This is a genomic window from Mesorhizobium sp. ESP-6-2 (genome assembly GCF_020164675.1).
GTDB lineage: Bacteria > Pseudomonadota > Alphaproteobacteria > Rhizobiales > Rhizobiaceae > Mesorhizobium.
This window is the reverse complement of the sequence record NZ_JAIUGT010000004.1, coordinates 161,510-184,790: the sequence shown is the minus strand read 5'-3', so window position 1 is coordinate 184,790 and position 23,281 is coordinate 161,510. Positions and strand designations below refer to the sequence as shown.

Below are 23,281 nucleotides of genomic sequence, written 5' to 3'. Positions count from 1 at the left end.
CAGTAACGCGTGCCTTGGGTGTAAAAATGTCAGCCGTGCGTCTTGTCGACGAGCTTTCCCATGCTCCCCAGCAATCCGAATGGCTGGACACGATCCTGAAGGGCGACTGCGTCGCGGCGCTCGACCGGCTGCCCGAAAAATGCATCGACGTCATCTTCGCCGATCCGCCCTACAATCTGCAGCTCGACGGCGACCTGCACCGGCCCGACCAATCCAAGGTCGACGCGGTCGACGACGACTGGGACCGGTTCGAGAGCTTCGAGGCCTACGATGCCTTCACGCGCGCCTGGCTGCTGGCGGCGCGCCGGGTGCTGAAGCCCAACGGCACCATCTGGGTCATCGGCTCCTATCACAACATCTTCCGGGTCGGCGCCAAGATGCAGGACCTCGGCTTCTGGATTCTCAACGACGTCGTCTGGCGCAAGACCAACCCGATGCCGAATTTTCGTGGCCGCCGCTTCCAGAACGCGCATGAGACGATGATCTGGGCCTCCCGCGACCAGAAGGGCAAGGGCTACACCTTCAACTACGAAGCGCTGAAGGCGTCGAACGACGACATACAGATGCGTTCCGACTGGCTGTTCCCGATCTGCACCGGTGGCGAGCGGCTGAAGAACGACAATGGCGATAAACTGCACCCGACACAGAAGCCGGAGGCGCTGCTCGCCCGCGTCATGATGGCCTCGACCAAGCCCGGCGACGTCGTGCTCGATCCCTTCTTCGGCTCCGGCACGACAGGCGCGGTGGCCAAGCGCCTCGGCAGGCATTTTGTCGGCATAGAGCGCGAGCAGGCCTATATAGACGCCGCCAATGAGCGCATCGACGCGGTGCGGCCGCTCGAGGGCGCGGATTTGACCGTACTCACCGGCAAGCGCGCTGAACCCAGGGTCGCCTTCGTCAGTCTGATCGACACCGGACTGGTGACGCCCGGCGCGACGCTCTACGACGCCAAGAAGCGCTGGGCGGCCAAGGTCCGCGCCGACGGCACGGTGGCGATCGGCGACAGTGCCGGCTCGATCCACAAGATCGGCGCCGAAGTTCAGGGCCTGGATGCCTGCAACGGCTGGACCTTCTGGCACTATGAGCGCAGTGGCGGCCTGACCCCGATCGACGAACTGCGCCGCATCGCGCGTCTCGGCATGGAAAGGGCAGGGGGCTGACCCCTGCCGACTGCCGCGCCTTGGCGTTGATTCAAAGTCTCAACGGAGCGCTGGAAGCGATTCAAATTACGCCTTGATTCCGAGTCGCTCAAGATCCGCTTGAAGTGTCTTGGCATCGGTGAACAGCACTGCTTGCCAGCCGGCCGCCTTCGCGCCGTCGACGTTCTTCTGGCTGTCGTCGATGAACAGCGTCGCGGATGGTTCGAGCTCGAACGCGGCGACGTGATGGTCGTAGATGTCGCGATCCGGCTTGATCTTGCCGATTTCGCCCGAAATGGTGACACCGCGCGGACGATTGAGAAAGTCGAAGCGTTGGCGTGCTTCGGCCAGCGTATCGGCAGCGAAATTGGTCAGCATGGTGACGTCGTGGCCGCTGTCGATCAGGCCGACCATGATAGCGACGCTGTCCTCATAGGCATGCGGCACCATGTCGTGCCAGTGGCGCCGGAAATTGCGGATGTTTTCCGCGTGATCGGGGTGGTCCGCGATCAACAGCGTTTCCGCCTCTTCCCATGTCCGGCCGCGGTCCTGTTCGATGTTCCAGTCATGCGTGCAGACATTGTCGAAGAACCACTTTCTCTCCTCGGCATCGGGAATGAGGCGACTGAACGGAATGTTCGGGTCGTAGTGGATCAGCACTTTGCCGATGTCGAAGACGATGTGGCGGATTTCACTCATGGGGCCTCTCTGCACTGTTCGGTGACGGCTTTTTCGTCGCGCCGGGTATCGCAGCCTCGATTGCCTTTTTCATGACAGTGGGCAGCGCTTCGCCAGAAATGTCCGATGACAGCGACCAGAAATGCCCGGCTGGCGTCTCGCCATTGCTTCGGGCTAGGAAGACTTCAAGCTCGAGCGCAAAATGGGTGAAGACATGCGCGATCCGGCCGGCTTGCCGCCAGTCGCCGGGAAAGGGTGCGGCGGCGGCTGTGGTTGCGCCGTCCAGCCGCGCCGTCCAGCCGGTCGTCGGCACTTCCGTCATGCCGCCGAGCAGCCCTTTGTCGGCGCGTTTGCGCAGAAGAATGGCACCGTCGCTTCGCACGGCGACGAAGGCAGCGCCGCGCCGCAGCGGTTTGTCGGCCTTGGGCAGGCGCACGGGATATTGTTCGGGATCGCCTGAAATGACCGCGCTGCAGTCTTCCCGCAGAGGGCAAAGCATGCAGCGCGGCCGGCGCGGGGTGCAGATTGTGGCGCCGAGGTCCATCATCGCCTGGGCGAAATCGCCGGGCCTCGTCGCGGGAACCATGCGCTCGACATGGGCGCGGATGCCTGCCTTGGCTTCGCTGAGCGGCGTGGCAATGGAGAACAGGCGGGTCACGACACGCTCGACATTGCCGTCGACGACGGCAGCAGGCCGGTCGAAAGCGATCGCCGCGATCGCCGCCGAAGTATAGGTGCCGACGCCGGGCAATTCCTTCAAGCCGGTTTCCGTATCCGGAAACCGGCCGCCGCGCCCGGCCACCAGATCGGCGCAGGCCTTGAGGTTGCGGGCACGGGAATAGTAGCCGAGCCCTGCCCAGGCTTTCATCACGTCCTCGACGGGCGCCGCCGCCAGCGCCGCGATATCAGGCCATTTCTCGACAAAGACGCGAAAATAGGCCTTCACGGCTTCAACCGTGGTCTGCTGCAGCATGACCTCCGACAGCCAAATCCGGTAAGGATCGGGCCGCACGCCACGGGCATAGTCGCGCGGGGTCACGCGCCACGGCAACTCGCGATGATGCACGTCGTACCATGCGAGCAGGCGGGAAGCGGTGGACCCGGCTCTGCCGCTGTCCCCCGACGCAGCGCTGCCGCTGTCCCCCGACGCAGCGCTGCCGCTGTCTCCGGACGCAGCTCCGCTGCTGTCACTAGACGCAGCTTTGCTGCTGTCGCCTGATATGGTCTTGTGGGTCTGCTCGTGCGGTGCCATTGATCTCGTGTCGGCCTCGGCCGGGAAGAGTGGAGGTGGGTGGCTGGAGAACGCACATGGCAGGGAAAAGGCCCTTCGGCAATCCCGTTCCGGTGAGCGATCTCGCGACCGCGATCCTGGACCCGGTGCTGCGCAAGCGGGCGGGCATTTCGGTCAGCCTGGTCCAGTCGTGGGAAGAGATCGCCGGTTCGCGCCTGGCCGGCCATTCGCGCCCTGAAAAGATCCAATGGCCGCGGCGGCTGCATGAAGACGACCCGTTCGAGCCTGCCGTGCTGGTGATCGCCTGCGAGGGGATGGCGGCGCTCCATCTGCAGCACGAGGCCGGCGAGATCATCAATCGCGTCAATGCTTTTCTCGGCTTCACGGCCATCGGCCGCATCAGGATAGTGCAGAAGCCGGTCCTAAGTGAAAAAGCGCGGCCGAAACCGCCCGTCAGGCCTCTCAACGAGGCGGAAAAATCAAGACTCTCGCACATCGTCGACAAGATAGAAGACGATGGCCTGCGTGCCTCGCTGGAGCGGCTCGGCGCCACTATTCTGGGACAAAGAAAGTCATAGCACCGTCGCCAATCTCTCGCTTTCGTGATTATAAGCTTCAAGTTTCACGATTGGATTGGGGGCGGCGATGCCTTAATTCGCGCCAACTCTCGCCTTTTCGTGCCTTTGCGTTGCAAAATCCAACTCCTGTCAGGTGATTCGTATGAACCGTCCTCCGTTCGGCAAAAGCTTGTCCCGCAGAAACCTGCTGTCTTCGCTGGCCGCCATTCCGGCGGTGGCCGTGCTTGCGGCATGCAGCGACTCTGGTGAGGAAGCCAAGGCGGCCGATGTGAAGCCTGCCGCTCCCGCCGCGCCCGCGACATCGGCTACGCCGGCCGCCGTCAAGGCGCCGGAGGCTCAAGGCACCGTCGACATGGCCGAACTGCTTAAGCCCGGCGCATTACCCGACAAGCAACTCGGCAAGGACGACGCCAAGGTCACGATCGTCGAATACGCCTCGATGACCTGCCCGCATTGCGCGCATTTCGCCGAAACCACCTTCCCGGAATTGAAGAAGAAATACATCGACACCGGCAAGGCGCGCTACATTCTGCGCGAATTCCCGTTCGACCCCAGCGCCGAGGCCGGTTTCATGCTGGCGCGCTGCGCCAAGGACAACTACTTCCCGATGGTGGATGTCCTGTTCAAGCAGCAGGCGAACTGGGTGGGCGTGTCCAATACCAAGGATGCGCTGCTGCAAATCTCCAAGCTCGCCGGTTTTACACAGGAGTCCTTCGAAGCCTGCTTGACGGACCAGAAACTTCTGGACGATGTGAGGGCGGTCCAAAAACGCGGCGCCGACGAATTCAAGGTCGACTCGACGCCGACCTTCTTCATCAACGGAAAGACGTACAAAGGGGCGATGTCGATTGAGGAAATGTCGGCCATCATCGACCCTCAGCTCTGACGTCCTGGCAATGCCGAAGCGGCAGCGCTTCGGCATGCGCGGCCTTTGGCTGTGCTGCGCGCCGTGCGCCCCGCCGCAAACCCGCGGCGCGCTTTCGCGGAAGTCGCTTTCAGGGCGGCGTGAATGAAGTTTTCGCGCCTTCGCCTCCTCGGTTTCAAATCCTTCGTCGAACCAGGCGAGTTCGTGATCGAACGCGGCCTGACGGGCATTGTCGGGCCGAATGGCTGCGGCAAGTCGAATCTCGTCGAGGCGCTGCGCTGGGTGATGGGCGAAAGCTCCTACAAGAACATGCGCGCGTCCGGCATGGACGACGTGATCTTTTCCGGCTCGGGCACGCGCCCGGCCCGCAACACCGCCGAGGTCACGTTGTTTCTCGACAACAGCGATCGCTCGGCGCCGGCAGCCTTCAACGATGCCGACGAATTGCAGGTGTCGCGCCGCATCGAGCGTGAGGCGGGCTCGCTCTACCGCATCAACGGCAAGGAAGCGCGCGCCAAGGACGTGCAGCTTCTGTTCGCCGATCAGTCGACCGGCGCGCGTTCGCCCTCGATGGTTGGCCAGGGCCGCATCGGCGAGCTGATCCAGGCCAAGCCCCAGGCGCGGCGTGCCCTGCTGGAAGAAGCGGCCGGCATTTCCGGCCTGCATACGCGTCGCCACGAGGCCGAACTCAGGCTCAAGGCCGCCGAGCAGAACCTCGAGCGCCTGGACGACGTCGTTGGCGAGCTGGAAAGCCAGATCGAAAGCCTGAAGCGCCAGGCACGCCAGGCCTCCCGCTTCAAGAACCTGTCGGCCGACATCCGCAAGGCCGAGGCGACGCTGCTCCATCTGCGCTGGATGCTGGCCAAGACCCAGGAAGGCGAGGCACGTTCGGCGCTGGCCGTCGCCACTGCCCTGGTTGGCGAACGCGCCGCCGCCCAGATGGCCGCCGCCAGGGAGCAAGGCATCGGCGCGCATAGGTTGCCCGATTTGCGTGATGCCGAAGCTGCGGCGGCCGCGGCCTTCCAGCGTCTGTCGATCGCCAGATCGCAGATCGAGGAAGAAGCCGGCCGCATCCGCGCTCGCCAGGCGGAACTCGAGCGCCGGCTGCAGCAGCTCGACGGTGACATCGCCCGCGAGGAGCGCATGGTGCGCGACAATGCGGATATCCTCGAACGCCTGCGCGCCGAGGAAGCAGCGCTCAATTCCGAAAATGCCGGCGCGGCCGAGCGTGAAGCAACCACCCGCGCCGCCTTCGAACAGGCAGCCGCGACGCTCTCGCAGAGCGAAGCGAGGCTTGCAGCGCTAACCGCCGAGCGGGCCGAGGCCGCCGCTTCGCGCAATCAGGTCGAGCGGACGCTGCGCGAGACCGCCGAGCGTCGGGACCGTTTCGCCCGCCAACTCGCCGATGTCGACCGTGAATTGTCCGAAATCCTCTCCAAAGTCGCGGGCCTGCCCGACCCGGCAGAGAAGCGGCTTCTGGTCGAGGATGCACTGGCGCGGCTGGAAGAGAGCGAGGCTGGCGCGATTGCCGCCGAACAGGCGGTCGCAGAGGCGCGTGCGGCCGAAAATGCTGCCCGCCCGCCATTGCAGGACGCCAGGGCCGAACTGGCGCGCATCGAGACCGAGGCCCGCACGTTGGCCAAGATCCTGAACGCCGCCAGCGGCGATCTCTTCCCGTCCGTGCTGGAACAGATCAGCGTCGAGCGCGGCTATGAGACGGCCTTGGGCGCCGCCCTCGGCGAGGACCTTGACGTGCCGCTCGACCGCAGCGCCCCGGTGCATTGGGGCGAGAGCGCGATCCAGGCCGGCGACGCCGCGCTTCCCGAAGGCATCAAGAGCCTGGCCAGCGTGGTACGTGCCCCGGCGCAGCTTGCCCGCCGGCTGGCGCAGATCGGCATTGTCGAAGCCGCCGACGGACGCCGCCTGCAAGGGCTGCTCGCGCCCGGCCAGAGGCTGGTCAGCCGTGAGGGCGCGCTGTGGCGGTGGGACGGGCTGACCGCCAGCGCCGACGCGCCGACCGCGGCCGCGCAACGCCTGGCGCAAAAGAACCGGCTGGCCGAGCTCGATGCCGAAGCGGTGCAGGCGACGCTTGTGCTGCGCGAGGCCGAGGCGGTGCTCGCACAGGCCGAACAGGCGCTTCGCGAGGCCAGCGAGGCCGAGCGCGCTGCGCGTCAGGCCGGACGCGACGCCCAGCACGGGCTGGACGCCGCCCGCAACGCGCTGGCCGAAGCCGAAAAGGCCGGCGGCGAATTGTCGAGCCGGCGCGCCGCCCTGGACGAGGCCCGCGCCCGCATTGTCGACAGTCATGAAGAAACTTCGGCCGCCTTTGCCGAGGCGGAAATGCTGCTGCGGGACGCGCCTGATCTCGGCGACCTGCAGATACAGCTCGAGCAATCCTCGGCCAATGTCGCCCGCGATCGCGCCACGCTCGCCGATGCGCGTGCCGTCCATGAAGGGTTGCGGCGGGAGGCCGAGGCGCGTTCGCGCCGGCTCGATGCGATCGGCGCCGAGCGCAGCAACTGGCTGGAGCGCGCCGAGAACGCTTCGACGCAGATCGCCTCGCTGGGCGAACGCAAGGCGGAGGCCGAGGCCGAACGCGAGAGATTGGCCGACGCTCCCGACGAGATCGATGCCAAGCGGCGCGCCTTGCTGTCACAGCTCACCGAAGCCGAGACCTTGCGCAAGGCGGCAGCCGACCGTTTGCAGGAAGCGGAGAACAGGCAGGCCGAACTGGACAAGGCGGCCACCGGCGCCATCCAGTCGCTGGCCGAGGCGCGCGAGACCCGTGTCCGCACCGAGGAGCGCTTGACCGCGGCCGACGAGCGCCGGCTGGAGGTCGAGGCGCGCATCCAGGAGACGCTGAACGCTCCGCCACATCTGGTGATCCGCCATACCGGGCTGGAAGCCGACGATCCGATGCCCGAAATGGCCGAGATCGAGCGCCAGTTGGACAGGCTGAAGATCGAGCGCGAGCGGCTCGGCGCCGTCAACCTGCGCGCCGAGGAAGAGCAGAAAGAGCTTTCGGACCGGCTGGAGACCATCGTCTCGGAGCGCGAGGACATCATCGAGGCGATCCGTAAGCTCAGGCAAGCGATCCAGAGCCTCAACCGCGAAGGCCGCGAGCGACTGCTCGCCGCCTTCGACGTGGTCAACGGCCATTTCCAGCGGCTGTTCTCGCATCTCTTCGGCGGCGGCACGGCCGAATTGCAGCTCATCGAATCCGAGGATCCGCTCGAGGCAGGGCTTGAAATCCTTGCCCGTCCGCCCGGCAAGAAGCCGCAAACCATGACGCTGCTGTCCGGTGGCGAGCAGGCGCTGACGGCGATGTCGCTGATCTTCGCCGTGTTCCTCACCAACCCGGCGCCGATCTGCGTGCTCGACGAAGTCGATGCGCCGCTCGACGATCACAATGTCGAACGCTTCTGCAATCTGATGGACGAGATGGCCAAGACCACCGAGACGCGCTTCGTCATCATCACCCACAATCCGATCACCATGGCGCGCATGGACCGGCTGTTCGGGGTGACCATGGCCGAGCAGGGCGTCAGCCAGCTCGTTTCGGTCGATCTGCAGGCAGCCGAAGCCATGCGCGAGGCAAGCTGACTTCACCTTCAACGTGCCATGCTGAAGCCTGATCTTGAGCGTCGTCGTTCGCTTGGCAAGGCAGGCGGTTCGACTTCTTCTTACCTTGCGCGTTGCACGATCCAGGTCCCACAGATTGCGGCCAATAGACCGCATGCCATGCCAACGCAATCGGCAACCCAGTCGAGCACGTCGAAATCGCGGCCTATCGCCGTGGTGCCCTGGAGGACTTCGATGGCAGCACCGACAAAAGCGAGGAAGACGATCAGCGCCGGCTTGTGCCGCGGCCAGCCGAGGCTGCCCAGGAAAGCCAGCACAGCGAATGCGCTGGCGTGATTGAGCTTGTCATAGTGGAAACCGACATCGATCCCGAATTGCTTGAGGCGATGTACCGGCAGCAGCGCGAGAACGAGGACGGCCACGAGCGTGACGACAAAGGCAATCCGCTCGGCGACGGGATAGATTCTCATTCTGCTCCAACAACATGTCGCCGGTACAAACCGTAACCTATGTGTCCGGAACGGACCTTGTGCGCTTGGCTGGGGCGCCAGGATTCGAACCTGGGAATGTCGGTACCAAAAACCGATGCCTTACCACTTGGCGACGCCCCAGCAGCTGACATGCGTCGACTGCGCGCGGCCTTATAGGCTGTGCCGGTGGAAAGCTCAATGCCTGGAGATTGCGACTTTCCTGCTGATCCACGACTCCGTTGGCGATGGTCGCCTCATGCGCCGATCGCGTCGCCTATTCTCCCCACACTGCCATCTCGTTTCCAGCCGGGTCGGCAAAGTGGAACCGCCTGCCGCCCGGAAACGAAAAGATCGGTTTGATTATTATGCCGCCGGCATTCTCGACGGCTGCCAGTGTTTCTTCCAGATCCTGGGAGTAGAGCACCGGCAACGGCTTGGCGGTGGCGTCGCGGCTGTCGGCCTGGAAACCGCCGTCCAGTCCCTCGCTAAAGGCCGAATAGGTCGGTCCATAGTCGGTGAACGACCAGGCGAAGGCGGCGCTGTAGAAGGCTTTCACACTGTCCAGCGTCGCGCCGGTTGCCGGCAGTTCCAGATAGTCGAGTTTTCCGGTAAGCTTCATGGGGCACCTCTTCGTTCCCTGTATGTTCTAGTCTTGGACCGTTGCACTGGCAAGTCCTTTTGCCGCAGCTTTTGCTTAATCGATTGTAGCGGCCAAACGGCTTTGCCGACGCCTTGCCTTTCGCATTGCAGCATCATATCCGTCCAAAGTCGGGATATGGCGGGGCTTTCCGTTTCGTCAATCTTTCCAATCTCCTGCAACCGGAGAGCAAAGCATGACCAAGTGGGTTTTCACCTTTGGCGATGGTGCGGCCGAAGGCCGGGCCGGCGACAAGAATCTGTTGGGCGGCAAGGGTGCCAATCTGGCCGAGATGTGTAGCCTTGGCCTGCCGGTGCCGCCGGGCTTCACCATCACGTCGGAGGTCTGCAACGCCTACTATGCCAACGGCCGCACCTATCCGGCGGGACTCGAGGCTGATGTCGCCGTGGCGCTGGACCATATCGGCCGGCTCACCGGCCGCCGTTTCGGCGATCCGTCGAAACTCCTGCTTGTGTCGGTGCGCTCCGGCGCCCGCGCCTCGATGCCTGGCATGATGGACACCGTGCTCAATCTCGGCCTCAACGACGAAACCGTCGAGGCGCTGGCCGCCGATTCCGGCGATGCGCGCTTTGCCTATGACAGCTACCGGCGCTTCATCCAGATGTATTCCGATGTCGTCATGGGGCTCGACCACGAGGTGTTCGAGGAGATCCTCGAGGATCAGAAGGCCAACCTCGGCCATGAACTCGACACCGAACTGACGGCTATCGAGTGGCAAGGCGTCATTGCGCTCTACAAAGCCAAGGTCGAAGAGGAGCTCGGCAGGCCGTTCCCGCAGGATCCGCACGAACAGCTCTGGGGTGCCATCGGTGCCGTGTTCTCGAGTTGGATGAACAACCGCGCCATCACTTACAGGCGCCTGCACGATATTCCTGAAAGCTGGGGCACGGCGGTCAATGTCCAGGCCATGGTGTTCGGCAATATGGGCGAGACCTCGGCCACCGGGGTCGCCTTCACCCGCAATCCATCGACCGGCGAAAAGCAGCTCTATGGCGAGTTCCTGGTGAACGCGCAGGGCGAGGACGTCGTCGCCGGCATCCGCACGCCGCAGAACATCACCGAGGCGGCCCGCATCGCCGCCGGCTCCGACAAGCCGTCATTGCAGAAACTAATGCCGGACGCCTTCCAGTCCTTCGTCACCATCTCCGACAGGCTGGAAAAGCACTACCGTGACATGCAGGACCTCGAATTCACCATCGAGCGCGGCAAATTGTGGATGTTGCAGACGAGGTCCGGCAAGCGCACCGCCAAGGCGGCGCTGAAGATTGCCGTCGAGATGGCCAGGGACGGCCTGATCTCGAAAGAGGAGGCGGTCGCCCGCATCGATCCCGCCTCGCTGGACCAGCTCCTGCACCCCACCATCGATCCGAAGGCCGCGCGCGACGTCATCGGCGTCGGCCTGCCGGCGTCTCCAGGCGCCGCCACCGGCGAGATCGTCTTTTCCTCCGTGGACGCCGAGGATCTCAAGGCGCAAGGACGCAAGGCTATCCTGGTGCGCGTCGAGACCAGTCCCGAGGACATCCACGGCATGCATGCGGCGGAAGGCATCCTGACCACGCGCGGCGGCATGACCAGCCATGCCGCGGTCGTGGCGCGCGGCATGGGCAAGCCGTGCGTTTCGGGCGCCGGTTCGCTGCGCGTCGACTATAAGGCGGCTACGCTGATGTCGATGGGGCAGACCTTCCGCAAGGGCGACATCATCACCATCGACGGCGGCAACGGGCAGGTCCTCAAGGGCGCCGTGGCGATGCTGCAGCCCGAGCTTTCCGGCGATTTCGCGGCCATCATGGAATGGGCGGACGCGGTGCGGCGCATGAAAGTGCGCACCAACGCCGAAACCCCGCTCGACGCGCGCATGGCGCGCTCCTTCGGCGCAGAAGGCATAGGCTTGTGCCGCACCGAACACATGTTCTTCGATGGCGCCCGCATTGTCGCCATGCGCGAGATGATCCTGGCCGACACCGAAAAGGACCGGCGCGCCGCGCTTGCCAAGCTGCTGCCGATGCAGCGAGCGGATTTCCTGGAACTGTTCGAGATCATGGCCGGGCTGCCGGTGACCATCCGCCTGCTCGATCCGCCGCTGCACGAATTCCTGCCCAAGACCGAGGCTGAAATAGCCGAAGTCGCGGCGGCGATGAATGTTGCGCCGGACAAGCTCAGGCAGCGCACCGAGGCGCTGCACGAATTCAACCCGATGCTCGGCCATCGCGGCTGCCGGCTTGCGGTATCCTATCCCGAGATCGCCGAGATGCAGGCGCGTGCCATTTTCGAGGCCGCCGTCGAGGCCGGCCGCAAGGCCGGCGCGCTGGTGGTACCCGAGATCATGGTGCCGCTGGTCGGGCTTGTGAAGGAACTCGACTACGTCAAGGCGCGCATCGATGCGGTGGCCAAGAGCGTCATGGACGAAAGCGGCGTCAAGATCGATTACCTGACTGGAACCATGATTGAGCTACCCCGCGCGGCGATCCGGGCCCATGTCATAGCTGAATCGGCCGAGTTCTTCTCTTTCGGCACCAACGACCTGACCCAGACGACATTCGGCATCTCGCGCGATGACGCGGCCTCGTTCCTGGAGACCTATCGCCAGAAAGGCATCATCGAACAGGATCCGTTCGTCTCGCTGGACATCCACGGCGTCGGCGAACTGGTGCGCATGGCTGCCGAAAAGGGCAGGGCGACGCGGCCACGGATCAAACTCGGCATTTGCGGCGAGCATGGCGGCGATCCGGCCTCGATCCGCTTCTGCGAGGAGGTCGGACTGGATTATGTGTCCTGTTCGCCTTACCGCGTGCCGATCGCCAGGCTGGCGGCCGCGCAGGCGGCCGTTCAGGCGGCGAAGGCGGGTCGCAGCTGAGCGCTTGCCGCCGATCGGAACGAGGAACTGCCGCAAAACGGCCAGATTGTCGCGTCTGCTGCTTCTGCTATCCAGCTCCCGATTTCCGCCTTCATGCGGGTCTTGGGATGCCTGCGTGAAACGCCCGACTGGAATTGGATTTGATGCGCCCGCTGCAAAAAAATCTCTGCATTGTCGCCATGTCATTGGCCGTGGTGTCCAGCGGCCATGCCGCATCGCTTGTCGAACCCATCCTGCACATCAAGCCGGATGCAGGCAGAACCGGGCGCATTGCCTTGACCCTGGACGCCTGCGGCGGACGGACCGACAACCGCATCCTCTCGGCGCTGGTGGAAAACAGGATACCTGCGACCATCTTCGTCACCGGCATCTGGCTGAAGCGGAACCCCGCCGCCGTCGAGATCATGCGGGCGCATCCCGACCTGTTCGAACTGGAAAACCATGGCGGCCATCACATCCCGGCCGTCGACACGCCGCAGAAGATCTATGGGATACGCAGCGCCGGCAGTCCGCAAGCGGTTCTGGCCGAGGTCGAGTCGGGCGCCGCCGCCTTGGCCGGGACTGGCGAGCCGGCGCCGAAATGGTTTCGTGGCGCGACCGCTGAGTATAGTCCGTCGGCGATCGCCATGATCCGCAAGATGGGCTTCAAGATCGCCGGCTTTTCGATCAATGGCGACGGCGGTTCGCTGCTCGGCGCCAGGGAAACCACAAGGCGCATAGAAGCGGCCAAGGACGGCGACGTCATCATCGCCCATATCAACCAGCCGACCCATGCCGCGGGGGAGGGCGTCGTGCAGGGCCTGCTGGCGCTCAAGCAGAAGGGACTGACCTTCGTGCGGCTCGACGATGCCGACGGCTTCGGCAATAACGGCACCACCGACTGATCGGCAGGACGTCTGGCCTTCCTCGTTGGTCCGTTCAGCCTGGCTTGGCTTCGATGCTGACCTTGCTTGCGTAGAATGCGCCGTGATTGCGGATTTCAGCCATTTCGTCGAAGGGCTGCTCATAGGCCCACATCGCATCCTTGCCTGCCTCGCCGGCAGGCAGCACGCTCCAGTAGCTCGCGTCGCCCTTGTAGGGACAATGGGTGGAGGATTGCGTGCCGCTCAGCTTGCTGAAATCGATGTCTGCGAACGGGATGTAAAAGGCGGCCGGATAGGGCGCTTCCGTCAGCACCTTGGCGTTCGTCGATGAGGCGATAACCGTGTCGCCCGCACGAACGGTGACGGTGCCCTTATACGGTTCGACGGTGATGACCTTATCGGGATTGCGCCGGAAGCCGGGTGCCGGATTGGCGATCTTGTCCATGCTGTTTCTCCTCGTCTCAACTTTAAGTGTGTCGACGAGGTGGTTTGCGCAAGGGCGACTGTCGCCAGCAATTCCGCAATCGATCTCCAGCCGTGGGGGCTGCCGACGGCATTTTTAGCGATGACCTTGTCCGGCGAGGCTCAGGCCGCGGTTCTGAACGCGTCCATCAGGCCGGCATAGGCGGCCGCAATACCGGCCACCGGATTGCTGCTCCTTGACGCGGTCTCGACTTTCAAGTGGCCGCCGCCGGTCGGCAGGGTGAGCAGCAGGAATTGACGATTGCCCCCATCGCCCACGGATGCCGCGGCGACGTGCTCACCTTCTCCTTCGCTCTGAACGCACATCTTGAACAGCAGCGTGCCGCCCACCGCTTCGAGCGCACCGCCGACAACTTCAACAAATTCGTCTTCGGAAACAGTCTTTGTGTCCGGCACCAGATCGCCCAGGCTTTCGGCAAGCGTACTTTCCAGTGCCTTATCGTCGAGCTGCGTGTCCATGCGAACCTCTTTCAGTCGCCAATCGCACCCCTTTGCCCATTAACGAAACTTAATGCCGACGATGGCCGGATTGTGGCGGATTCCCCTCTTGGTCGAGTAATTTAGCCTTCTCTGATATAATGGATTTCAAGGCCGCCGGTCCGATGGCATGAGCGCCAGGCATTCGGACTCCAAGAAAGACGCGATTCGATCGCTTGCCTGCGCGACCGGCATCCGGACTTCGTTCGCCACCCGGCGGTGGCTGGACAATCCACCGGTTCGCTTCACAATGGGAACAAAAGCGAGAAGCGCAAGGGAGGAACGAATGCTGGGGATGATGCAGGAATGGCCGCTTCTTTGCCATAAGCTTATCGACAACGCAGAGCGGCAGCATGGCGGGCGAGAGATCGTATCGCGCTCGATCGAAGGTCCGATCGTGCGCACAACCTACGCCAGCATTCATCGTCGTGCCCTGAAGGTCTCGCAGCGGCTGGAGCGTGACGGCTATCGGCTGGGCGACCGCATTGCGACGCTGGCCTGGAACACGGCGCGCCATATCGAGGCCTGGTACGGCATCATGGGCATCGGCGCGATCTATCACACGCTCAATCCGCGGCTGTTTCCCGAGCAGATCGTCTGGATCATGAACCATGCCGAAGACAAGGCGGTCTTTGTCGACCTGACTTTCCTCCCTTTGCTCGAGAAGATCGCCGGCGCGGTCAAGTCCCTAAAACAGGTGATCGTGCTGACCGACAGGGCGCATCTGCCGCAGACCACGCTGCCCAACGCCGTTGCCTACGAAGAATGGCTCGACGAGGCCGATGGCGATTTCGCCTGGAAGAGCTTCGACGAAGGCACCGCCGCCGGCATGTGCTATACGTCGGGAACCACGGGCGATCCGAAGGGCGTCGTCTACAGTCACCGCTCGAACGTGCTGCACGCCATGATCGCCGCCATGCCCGACGCGATGGGCCTGTCTTCGCGCGACACGATCCTGCCGGTGGTTCCGATGTTCCACGCCAATGCCTGGGGCCTCGGCCAGAGCGCGCCGATGATCGGCGCCAAGCTGGTCATGCCAGGCTGCAAGATGGACGGCGCCTCGATCTATGAATTGCTCGACACCGAGAAAGTGACCTTCAGTGCCGCCGTGCCGACCGTCTGGATGATGCTGCTGCAATATCTGGAGGAGACCGGCAGGAAGCTGCCCTACCTGAACAAGGTCGTCATCGGCGGCTCGTCATGCCCGCGGATCATCACCAAGAAATTCCAGGACAATTACGATGTTCAGGTCGTCCACGCCTGGGGCATGACCGAAATGTCGCCGCTCGGCACGCTGTGTACGCTGAAGCCGGACTATGCAAGCCTTCAGGGCGACGCCCGACTCGATGTCCAGGGCAAGCAGGGTTACCCGCCCTTCGGCGTCGAGATGAAGGTGACGGACGACGACGGCAACGCGCTGCCTTGGGACGGCAAGACATTCGGGCGGCTGAAGGTGCGCGGCCCGGCGGTGGCCAGCGCCTATTACGGCGGCGCCGGCTCGGAGCAGTTCGATGAAGACGGCTGGTTCGATACCGGGGATGTCGCCCACATCGACGCTGGCGGCTATATGCAGATCACCGATCGCGCCAAGGACGTCATCAAATCCGGCGGCGAATGGATTTCGACCATCGACCTGGAGAATCTGGCCGTCGGTCATCCCGATGTCGCCGAGGCAGCCGCCATTGGCGTCCCTCATTCGAAATGGGGCGAGCGGCCGTTGCTGGTTGTGGTCCGCAAGCCGGGCAAGGAACCAACCAAAACCGATATCCTTGCTTTCCTCGACGGCAAGGTCGCCAAATGGTGGATGCCCGACGATGTCGCTTTCGTCGGCGAAATTCCGCACACCGCCACCGGCAAAATCCAGAAGATCACCCTGCGCCAGCAATTCAGCGACTATCGCTTGCCGACGGATTGATACCATAATGCGTGTCTCGGCCTGATGCCGTCGTGAGAGGACAGCGCTGCGCCGCACACCTTTCAGGCGGGGCACGACAGCATTGCAACGGGCGGCGCATGATCTCTTTCGAAAATGGATTCCGATTTTGTTGGCCATGCGCTAAGTCTTCGTTCGGCTTGGGATAACGCAGAGAAACATGGTCAGCATTTCCGAACGGCGAACGTCGAAGGCTGCCGGATGGTCGCGGCGCACGGCCGCTTTTTCGGCGGTGCTTTTGCTGACCGTGTTCGTCGGCCATTATTTCAACCTCGTTGAAACGCCGGTGTTCCTGTGGGTGCTGGCTATTGTCGCGCTGTTGGCGGCACTGGCGCTGCTGTTCGCCGGATTTGCCTTCTCGAGGGTGTGGAATTTTGGTGACTACGGCGGCCGCGACATCACGGTCGGCGTCTTGCTGGCAGTGCTGGTCCTGACCCCCTATGGCATCGCCGCCTATTGGGCGACAATCTTTCCGCCGCTCAGAGATATTTCGACCGATTTTGACGAACCGCCGGCACTCGACGTCACCGGTCGCACGAAGGACATGAACGTGCTCTCGCCGCCGACGCCCGGCGAGCAGCGGTTGCAGACCGACAGCTACCCGCTTGTCACCGCGCACAGCTACGACCTCCCGTTCGAGACCGTCGTCACTGCCGTTGAAACTGTGCTCGACCGCCGCGATTGGGATCTTACCGGACCCTATCCCGAGCTCGCCGGGCAGAGCGAAGTGACGATTACCGCCGTCGCCAGGAGCTTCGTGCTGGGTCTTCCCGCCGACGTGGCGATCCGCATTACTGACGACGGGGATACGGTCATAGTCGACATGCGGTCGGCTTCGCGCTACGGCCGCCACGACCTCGGCGACAACGCTGCGCGCATCACCGACTTCCTGGCGGAGTTGGACCAGGAAGTCGCCGGCCAGGTCGGCGCGGCTCCGGCCGAATAGCCTAGCTGCTGGAACCTATGCGGGGGGCGTAAAAACGCCATCTATGGCCGGCGCGGCGTCTGTCGCTATCAGGCCGCGGGCCACCAGATCCTCCAGATGGGCAAGCACCGACAATCCGGCGGCGCCATGCAGCCGCGGGTCGGTGTCCCTGTAGATCGCCTTGACCATGGCGGGTATCGTTCTGTCGCCGGCTCTGACCCGCTCCAATATGGCCCGCTCGCGCATTTTGCGATGCGTCTTCAATCCGCGCATGAAGCCGCGCGGTGCCGTCACCGGCCCGCCGTGGCCGGGCAACAGCAAGCGGTCGCCGCGTTCGATCACCCGGTCCAGCGAGGCCATGTAGTCTGCCATCGCCCCGTCCGGCGGCGCGACGATGGAGGTCGCCCACGCCATGACATGGTCGGCCGAAAACAGGATGCCGGTGCCCTCCAGCGCGAATGCTGCGTGGTTGGCGGTATGGCCGGGGGTCAGGACCGTACGGATCGCCCAGCCGTCGCCGGCGACCAGCGCGCCGTCCGGCAGCGCGACATCGGGGACGAACGCGGTATCGGCGCTGGCATCGAGCGCGTTGATCTCGCCAATATGCAATGGCCTTGCCGGCCGGTGCGGCCCTTCCGCCAGCACCTGGGCTCCGGTTTCCTGCTTCAGCCGTGCCGCCAAAGGGGAATGGTCGCGATGGGTGTGGCTGACGAAGATGTGGCTGACCGGCCTGCCGGCGATGACGTCGAGCAAGGTGCGGAGGTGAGCTTCGTCATCCGGCCCCGGATCGATCACTGCCAGCGTATCGCGTCCGACGACGTAGCTGTTGGTGCCGTGGAAGGTGAAGGGACTGGGATTTCGGGCCGTGACGCGCTGCACGTCGGGGGCGACGCTGACGCCTCGGCCGTAGCAGGGATCGAAGCTGGTATCGAATTCGAGGGCCATGACGGTGTCGATGCCTGTTGCGGGAATGGCAAAACCGATTGCCGCATAGCACGCAAGCCAATATAGGAAAACGCAAGACCGCGATCATCGGATGGCGGCAATCGGATGGGGAAGACCATGGCAACTGCAACGACAATGCGCCCGCTTGTTTCTCTGGCTCTGCCGCAAGATGGCGCGGGGCGGCTGGCAACGCAGCTTTTCCTGGCTATAGCCGGAACACTGTTGCTGACGCTGTCGGCCAAGACCAAGGTGGTTCTGGGGCCCGTCGATATTTCGATGCAGACGCTTGCCGTCCTGCTGATCGGGGCCGCTTTCGGCCTGCGTCTCGGCGTCGCCACCTTGCTGCTCTATATGGCCGAGGGTGCGATGGGCTTCCCGGTCTTCCAGGGCACGCCGGAAAAGGGAATCGGCATTGCCTACATGCTCGGCTCGACCGGCGGCTATCTCGCCGGCTTCGTGGTCATGGCGGCGATTGTCGGCTGGGCCGCCGATCGCGGCTGGGATCGCCATCCCATCAAGCTTTTCAACGCGATGCTGGTTGCCGAGTTCGTCATGATGGCCATGGGTTTTGCCTGGCTGGCGATGCTCATCGGTCCGGAAAAATCCTGGCAGTTCGGCGTCGCGCCGTTCATCGTCGGTGATCTGATCAAGGTTGCTCTGGCCGCAAGCCTGGTGCCCGCCGTCTGGTCGCTGCTGAAGCGCAACTGAATTTAGCGATCCACCGAGGCATTCCGGGGAAGAACCTGGTTCATCCAGCTCGGACGGATGTGACTGGCAGGTCGTGGCCAAGCAGCCAGCCAGTCACCAGAGATACGAACATCCATTTACCTTCATGCGTCCAGACATTCTCGATGACGGGCAGTAAGCCAATCTATTAGCGATAGCTTTTGAACCGCATTCAGCGGCACGATTGATAAAAAATCCTGCCGATTGCTACAGTGTAAATAGATACTTGCTGGTATCGTTACAGTGTCGTAGCTCTTGATCTTCGACTGAGTCGAACAGCCAGTAGCGAGAGGCCCGATTCCGCTTTGCGAATGAACGGCCAAGCCAAGCGCATTATTGCAATGGCAATCGCCGACATGGCAGCTTCGAGGGGGGAAGAAGTTGAATGTCGCAACATCAACTCTTGTCGGAAGCCGGCACTTCCTGTTCAGAATTCGCTTTCAACTTATTGGCGGACTGACATTCGCGATCGTCGCGCCGGCCCTCATCCGGATTGCCTTCAAACCCGATGCGGTCTACGTCGCCAATCTTCAGGTGACCGTCGCCGCCGCGGTCATTGCACATTTAGCAGGCTTCCTTGCCTATCGCCGCATTGGGAATTTCCCCGGTGTGGCCGCTGCCAGCTACATACTGCCGACATTTGTGCTGTCCTACGGGCTTGTTTTCCTGACCATTTTCTTTTTTCGCTTCGAGTACAGCCGGTTTCAGGCGGCGGCTAGCTTCACCCAATCCACGCTCTGGTATTTTGGCCTGAGCCTCATAACGCGGCATCTCGACCCGTACCGGCTGGTCGTCATTCCCGGCGGGGATGTAGAGCGCCTAAGGACACTGCCGGGAGTGCACTGGTTCTGGATCACCTCGCCCGGCACCGTCATCGAACGGGCCAATGGCGTGGTCGTCGATCTACGGGCCGACCTTGACGCCGAATGGGAAAGATACATCGCGGACCGGGCCCTTTCGGGCACGCCGGTCTACCACGTCAAGCAGGTCAGCGAATCGCTGACCGGCCGCGTCGCGATCGAACACCTGTCGGAGAACACGCTCGGCTCGCTCAATCCGAACCAGGCCTATCTCAAGATCAAGCAGGCAATCGACTGGATCTCCGCGCTTGTTGTGGTCGTGGCCCTTTCGCCTTTCGTGGTGCTGATCGCGCTGCTGATCCGGCTGGACTCGGAGGGTCCGGTGCTGTTTCGCCAGCCCCGCATTGGCTACAGGGGCCGGATCTACACGGTCTACAAATTTCGCTCGATGAGGCAGCAAGCCGGCATTGGCAGCGACAAGGACAAGGCGATCACGAAACTCGACGACGATCGCATCACCCGGATAGGGCATTTTTTACGCAAGTTCAGGATCGACGAGCTGCCGCAGGCCATCAACATCCTGCGCGGCGAAATGAGCTGGATTGGACCACGGCCCGAGGCCGTCGTCCTGTCGCACTGGTATGAGGCGGAATTGCCGTTCTATCGCTACCGGCACATCGTCAGGCCGGGTGTGAGCGGGTGGGCGCAAGTAAATCAGGGTCATGTCGCGGCGGTCGACGATGTGATGGAGAAATTACACTACGATTTTTACTACATAAAGAACTTCTCGCCTTGGCTTGATGTTCTCATCACCCTCAGAACCATAAAGACGATGATTACCGGCCATGGCGCGCGATAGCGGAGGCCGTGGCTGATTAAGGCTTGCCGGACAGGAAGCAAATGGACCTCGGCTCCAGGAAAATAGCTGTCATCGGGCTTGGCTATGTGGGTTTGCCGCTGGCGGTGGCCCTCGGAGCGATCAGGGACGTCGTTGGCTTCGACATCAGCCAATCGCGTGTGGATGCGCTGAGGCGTGGCGAGGATCACACGCTCGAGGCCAGCAGAGATGAAATCGACGCCGCCACACGGCTGCGGTTCACCAGCGACAAGGCCGATCTGCGGGATTGCGGAATTTTCATCGTCACTGTCCCCACTCCGATCGACAGGGCCAACCGGCCGGATCTGAAGCCCCTTGTCATGGCCTCCGCCACGGTCGGCGAGGTGATCTCCCAAGGTGCGGTGGTGATCTTCGAGTCGACCGTCTATCCCGGCTGTACGCAAGAGGTGTGTGCGCCGCTGATCGAGAAACATTCGGGTCTGCGCTACAACGAAGACTTCTTCCTGGGCTACAGTCCTGAGCGCATCAACCCCGGTGACCGCGAGCACCGGCTTCAGACGATCGTCAAGGTCACCAGCGGCTCCACGCCGGAGGTGGCGGACGCCATCGACGCCCTCTATGCCTCGATCATTCCCGCCGGCACGCACCGTGCATCGAGCATCGCGGTCGCCGAGGCAGCCAAGGTCATCGAGAACACGCAACGCGACCTCAACATCGCCTTGATGAACGAATTGTCGCTGATCTTCGGCAAACTGGGCATCGACACGTCGGAGGTGCTGGAAGCGGCCGGCACCAAATGGAATTTCCTGCGCTTCAGCCCTGGTCTCGTCGGCGGCCACTGCATAGGCGTCGATCCCTATTATCTCACCCACAAGGCTCAGGAACTCGGCTATCATCCCGAGGTGATTCTTGCCGGTCGCCGCATCAACGACGGCATGGGCCGGCATGCGGCGGACCAGACGGCCCGTCTTATGATGCGTAAGGGCATACCTGTCGTTGGCAGCCGGATTCTGGTCATGGGCGCAGCCTTCAAGGAAAACTGTCCGGACCTGCGAAATTCCAAGGTCGCCGACATTGTCGCGCAGCTGAGGCAGTACAATGCCGGCATCGATATCTGGGATCCTTGGGTCGATGCGCAGGAATGCGCGCGCGCCTTTGGCGTAACGAGCGTTAAAGAGATGCCCGCCGCGCGTTATGATGGCGTTGTCGTCGCCGTCGGGCACGGGCAGTTTCGCACCCTGGGCGTTGCCGGCCTGCGAGCACTTTGCAAGGACCCGAGTGTCGTCTACGACATCAAGGGTCTGTTCCCCAGGGATGTTACGGACGGGCGGTTCTGATGAAGGTTCTGGTCACCGGCGCTGCCGGCTTCATAGGTTACCACGTCGCCAGGCGGCTGCTCGAACGCGGCGACGAGGTCGTCGGCATAGACAGCATCAACGACTACTATGATCCGCAGATCAAGCAGGCGCGGCTGCGGCTTTTGGCCGAAGCAAGCCGCAACACCAATGCGGGCTACCATTTCATCCACGGCAATCTCGCAGAGCGAAACGTGGTGGACGGCTGCTTTGCCGATCACGCCTTCGACAGGGTGATCCATCTCGCCGCCCAGGCCGGCGTCCGCTACAGCCTTGAAAACCCGCACGCCTATGTCGAGAGCAACATTATCGCCTACGCCAACATGCTGGAGGCCTGCCGCAACAGCCGTGTCGGCCACCTGACCTATGCCAGCACGTCGAGCGTCTATGGCGCCAATACCGACATGCCGTTTTCCGAGCATCGCCCGGCCGACCATCCGCTGCAGTTCTATGCCGCAACCAAGCGCGCCAACGAGCTGATGGCGCACAGCTACAGCCATCTGTTCGGGCTGCCGACCACGGGCTTGCGTTTCTTCACCGTGTACGGCCCTTGGGGACGTCCCGACATGGCGCTGTTCCTGTTCACCAGGAATATCTTGGCCGGCGAGCCGATCAAGCTGTTCAACAACGGCAATCACACACGCGACTTCACCTATGTCGAAGACATCGCCGAAGGCGTGATCCGCGCCAGCGACAGCCCCGCCGCGGCTAACCCCGCCTGGGATTCCGATCATCCGGATCCTGCGACGAGCAGCGCGCCGTGGCGCATTTTCAACATCGGCAACAACAACCCGGTGAAGCTGACCGCCTATGTCGAGGCGCTTGAGAACGCGCTTGGCCGCAAGGCCATCGTGGAACTCTTGCCGCTGCAGGCCGGCGACGTGCCTGACACTTTTGCCGATACTTCGGCGCTGCAGGCGGCAGTCGGCTATCGTCCCGGCACGTCCGTGACGGAGGGCGTCGGGCGGTTCGTCGAATGGTACCAGGCGTATTTTGAGCGGAGGTAGGGGGAGGTCACGTCTTGTCCACGAAATCGATGACGGGATAGCGTCGTTGCTGCAGGGCTTTGTTCGCACGAATGTGGCGGTCTCAGAGTGTCTGGACCGAGCCTTGCCGCTACGGCTGCGCGTGGATGGCAACCACGCCTTTGCTGCGGAAATCGCACCGGTGCTCTTTACACCTAACGCACTGGTCTATGATCTGGGCGGAGGAGCAAGGCCGCTTGTAAGTCTGGCCGAGAAGCGTCGTCTGGGGCTGGTTGTCGTTGGGGTGGACCGCGATGCCAAGGAACTGTCGAAGGCTCCGGGCGACATCTATGACGAGCGGATCGAGGCGGATCTTACCTCGTTCAGGGGAAAGGGAGATGCCGATCTGGTCATATGCCAGGCCACCCTGGAGCACGTCCGCGACGGCGAAGGTGCATTTCGCGGCATTGCCAGCTGCGTAAGACCGGGCGGCACGGTCGCCATTTTCTCGCCTTCACGCAACGCCGTTTTCGCCAGGCTCAATCGGGTCTTGCCCGAGGCGATCAAGCGGCGCCTGCTGTTTGCGGTCTATCCCGACAAGGGTAGGGGGCACGACGGCTTCCCGGCCTTCTATGACAGATGCCTGCCGAGCGAGGTGGAAAGGATCGCAGCGCAAAATGGCCTGGAGCTTGTCCAGCGTCATCTGTTCTGGAGGAGTTCATACTTCTACGCTTTCGTGCCGGCCTTCCTGGTCTGGCGCCTCTGGCTAGGTCTCTCGGCCCTTCTCATCGGGAAGGATGCGGCCGAAACCTACGCCTATGTCTTTCGGCGAAGACATTGATCACCCGAGGATATTCTCCGCTTTGGTGGACCCGAACGCGACGGGCTGTCTCCCCGGTATCCGGGTGGAGCACCG

The 23,281-nt window shown here is 63.0% G+C and carries 20 protein-coding genes and 1 tRNA gene; 13 read left to right on the top strand and 8 right to left on the bottom strand.

Annotated elements, in window-relative coordinates:
- Positions 1-26: 26 nt before the first annotated feature.
- Entirely contained in the window at positions 27-1,160 is a 1,134-nt protein-coding gene (locus LB532_RS13350; protein WP_140638675.1) for a site-specific DNA-methyltransferase, read from the top strand.
- A gap of 66 nt (positions 1,161-1,226) precedes the next feature.
- Here the strand turns inward: LB532_RS13350 and LB532_RS13345 are convergent, their stop codons facing one another.
- Positions 1,227-1,838, bottom strand: coding sequence for an HAD family hydrolase (locus LB532_RS13345; protein ID WP_140638676.1), 612 nt, complete (start codon positions 1,836-1,838; stop codon positions 1,227-1,229).
- A complete protein-coding gene (mutY, locus tag LB532_RS13340; RefSeq protein WP_140638677.1) occupies positions 1,831-3,069 on the bottom strand; it encodes an A/G-specific adenine glycosylase in 1,239 nt (412 codons plus the stop codon). The genes LB532_RS13345 and mutY overlap by 8 nt, the downstream gene beginning before the upstream one ends.
- 56 nt (positions 3,070-3,125) lie before the next feature.
- On the opposite strand from mutY, the gene LB532_RS13335 reads away from it, so the two are divergent.
- The 3 genes from LB532_RS13335 (at position 3,126) to smc (ending at position 8,094) form a co-directional block, all read left to right on the top strand.
- Positions 3,126-3,626 (top strand): DUF721 domain-containing protein, encoded by a 501-nt coding sequence (locus tag LB532_RS13335; protein ID WP_140638831.1) that lies wholly within the window; start codon positions 3,126-3,128, stop codon positions 3,624-3,626.
- Positions 3,627-3,768: 142 nt separating this feature from the next.
- Positions 3,769-4,512, top strand: coding sequence for a DsbA family protein (locus tag LB532_RS13330; RefSeq protein WP_140638678.1), 744 nt, complete (start codon positions 3,769-3,771; stop codon positions 4,510-4,512).
- A 123-nt stretch (positions 4,513-4,635) separates the two neighbouring features.
- Positions 4,636-8,094 (top strand): chromosome segregation protein SMC, encoded by a 3,459-nt coding sequence (gene smc / locus LB532_RS13325; protein WP_140638679.1) that lies wholly within the window; start codon positions 4,636-4,638, stop codon positions 8,092-8,094.
- A gap of 80 nt (positions 8,095-8,174) precedes the next feature.
- On the opposite strand, the gene LB532_RS13320 is transcribed toward smc, so the two are convergent.
- The 3 genes from LB532_RS13320 to LB532_RS13310 form a co-directional block, all read right to left on the bottom strand.
- A complete protein-coding gene (locus LB532_RS13320; RefSeq protein ID WP_140638680.1) occupies positions 8,175-8,543 on the bottom strand; it encodes a VanZ family protein in 369 nt (122 codons plus the stop codon).
- A gap of 66 nt (positions 8,544-8,609) precedes the next feature.
- Positions 8,610-8,684 (bottom strand) — tRNA-Gln (locus LB532_RS13315).
- A 133-nt stretch (positions 8,685-8,817) separates the two neighbouring features.
- Positions 8,818-9,162, bottom strand: a complete 345-nt coding sequence (locus LB532_RS13310; RefSeq protein ID WP_140638681.1) for a VOC family protein — start codon at positions 9,160-9,162, stop codon at positions 8,818-8,820.
- A gap of 214 nt (positions 9,163-9,376) precedes the next feature.
- Here LB532_RS13310 and ppdK point away from each other — a divergent pair, with 214 nt between their 5' ends.
- Both ppdK and LB532_RS13300 read left to right on the top strand, forming a co-directional pair.
- Complete coding sequence (gene ppdK / locus LB532_RS13305; protein ID WP_140638682.1) at positions 9,377-12,055, top strand: pyruvate, phosphate dikinase; 2,679 nt, start codon at positions 9,377-9,379, stop codon at positions 12,053-12,055.
- A 143-nt stretch (positions 12,056-12,198) separates the two neighbouring features.
- Complete coding sequence (locus LB532_RS13300; RefSeq protein WP_140638683.1) at positions 12,199-12,939, top strand: polysaccharide deacetylase family protein; 741 nt, start codon at positions 12,199-12,201, stop codon at positions 12,937-12,939.
- Between the two features lie 34 nt (positions 12,940-12,973).
- On the opposite strand, the gene LB532_RS13295 is transcribed toward LB532_RS13300, so the two are convergent.
- Together LB532_RS13295 and LB532_RS13290 are read right to left on the bottom strand one after the other, a co-directional pair.
- A complete protein-coding gene (locus tag LB532_RS13295) occupies positions 12,974-13,363 on the bottom strand; it encodes a DUF427 domain-containing protein (protein ID WP_140551014.1) in 390 nt (129 codons plus the stop codon).
- A 140-nt stretch (positions 13,364-13,503) separates the two neighbouring features.
- Entirely contained in the window at positions 13,504-13,860 is a 357-nt protein-coding gene (locus LB532_RS13290) for a hypothetical protein (protein WP_140551013.1), read from the bottom strand.
- A gap of 304 nt (positions 13,861-14,164) precedes the next feature.
- On the opposite strand from LB532_RS13290, the gene LB532_RS13285 reads away from it, so the two are divergent.
- Entirely contained in the window at positions 14,165-15,793 is a 1,629-nt protein-coding gene (locus LB532_RS13285; protein WP_140638684.1) for a fatty-acid--CoA ligase, read from the top strand.
- Between the two features lie 178 nt (positions 15,794-15,971).
- Entirely contained in the window at positions 15,972-16,757 is a 786-nt protein-coding gene (locus LB532_RS13280) for a DUF1499 domain-containing protein (RefSeq protein ID WP_140638685.1), read from the top strand.
- Positions 16,758-16,772: 15 nt separating this feature from the next.
- Here LB532_RS13280 and LB532_RS13275 read toward each other — a convergent pair whose 3' ends face one another.
- On the bottom strand, positions 16,773-17,681 hold the full coding sequence (locus LB532_RS13275; protein ID WP_140638686.1) for an MBL fold metallo-hydrolase: 909 nt from the start codon (positions 17,679-17,681) through the stop codon (positions 16,773-16,775).
- Between the two features lie 117 nt (positions 17,682-17,798).
- Between LB532_RS13275 and LB532_RS13270 the strand changes: the two genes are divergently transcribed.
- From LB532_RS13270 to LB532_RS13250, 5 genes are all read left to right on the top strand, one after another.
- On the top strand, positions 17,799-18,389 hold the full coding sequence (locus tag LB532_RS13270; RefSeq protein WP_140638687.1) for a biotin transporter BioY: 591 nt from the start codon (positions 17,799-17,801) through the stop codon (positions 18,387-18,389).
- Between the two features lie 354 nt (positions 18,390-18,743).
- Entirely contained in the window at positions 18,744-20,066 is a 1,323-nt protein-coding gene (locus LB532_RS13265) for a sugar transferase (protein ID WP_140638688.1), read from the top strand.
- Between the two features lie 41 nt (positions 20,067-20,107).
- Positions 20,108-21,382 (top strand): nucleotide sugar dehydrogenase, encoded by a 1,275-nt coding sequence (locus tag LB532_RS13260; protein ID WP_140551007.1) that lies wholly within the window; start codon positions 20,108-20,110, stop codon positions 21,380-21,382.
- The gene (locus tag LB532_RS13255) at positions 21,382-22,407 is read left to right on the top strand and encodes an NAD-dependent epimerase (RefSeq protein ID WP_140638689.1); all 1,026 of its coding nucleotides are present in this window, start codon (positions 21,382-21,384) and stop codon (positions 22,405-22,407) included. Before LB532_RS13260 ends, LB532_RS13255 begins: the two co-directional genes overlap by 1 nt.
- Before the next feature lie 46 nt (positions 22,408-22,453).
- Positions 22,454-23,206: a class I SAM-dependent methyltransferase gene (locus LB532_RS13250; RefSeq protein ID WP_181169308.1), complete on the top strand. Its 753-nt coding sequence runs from the start codon at positions 22,454-22,456 to the stop codon at positions 23,204-23,206.
- Positions 23,207-23,281 lie beyond the last annotated feature (75 nt).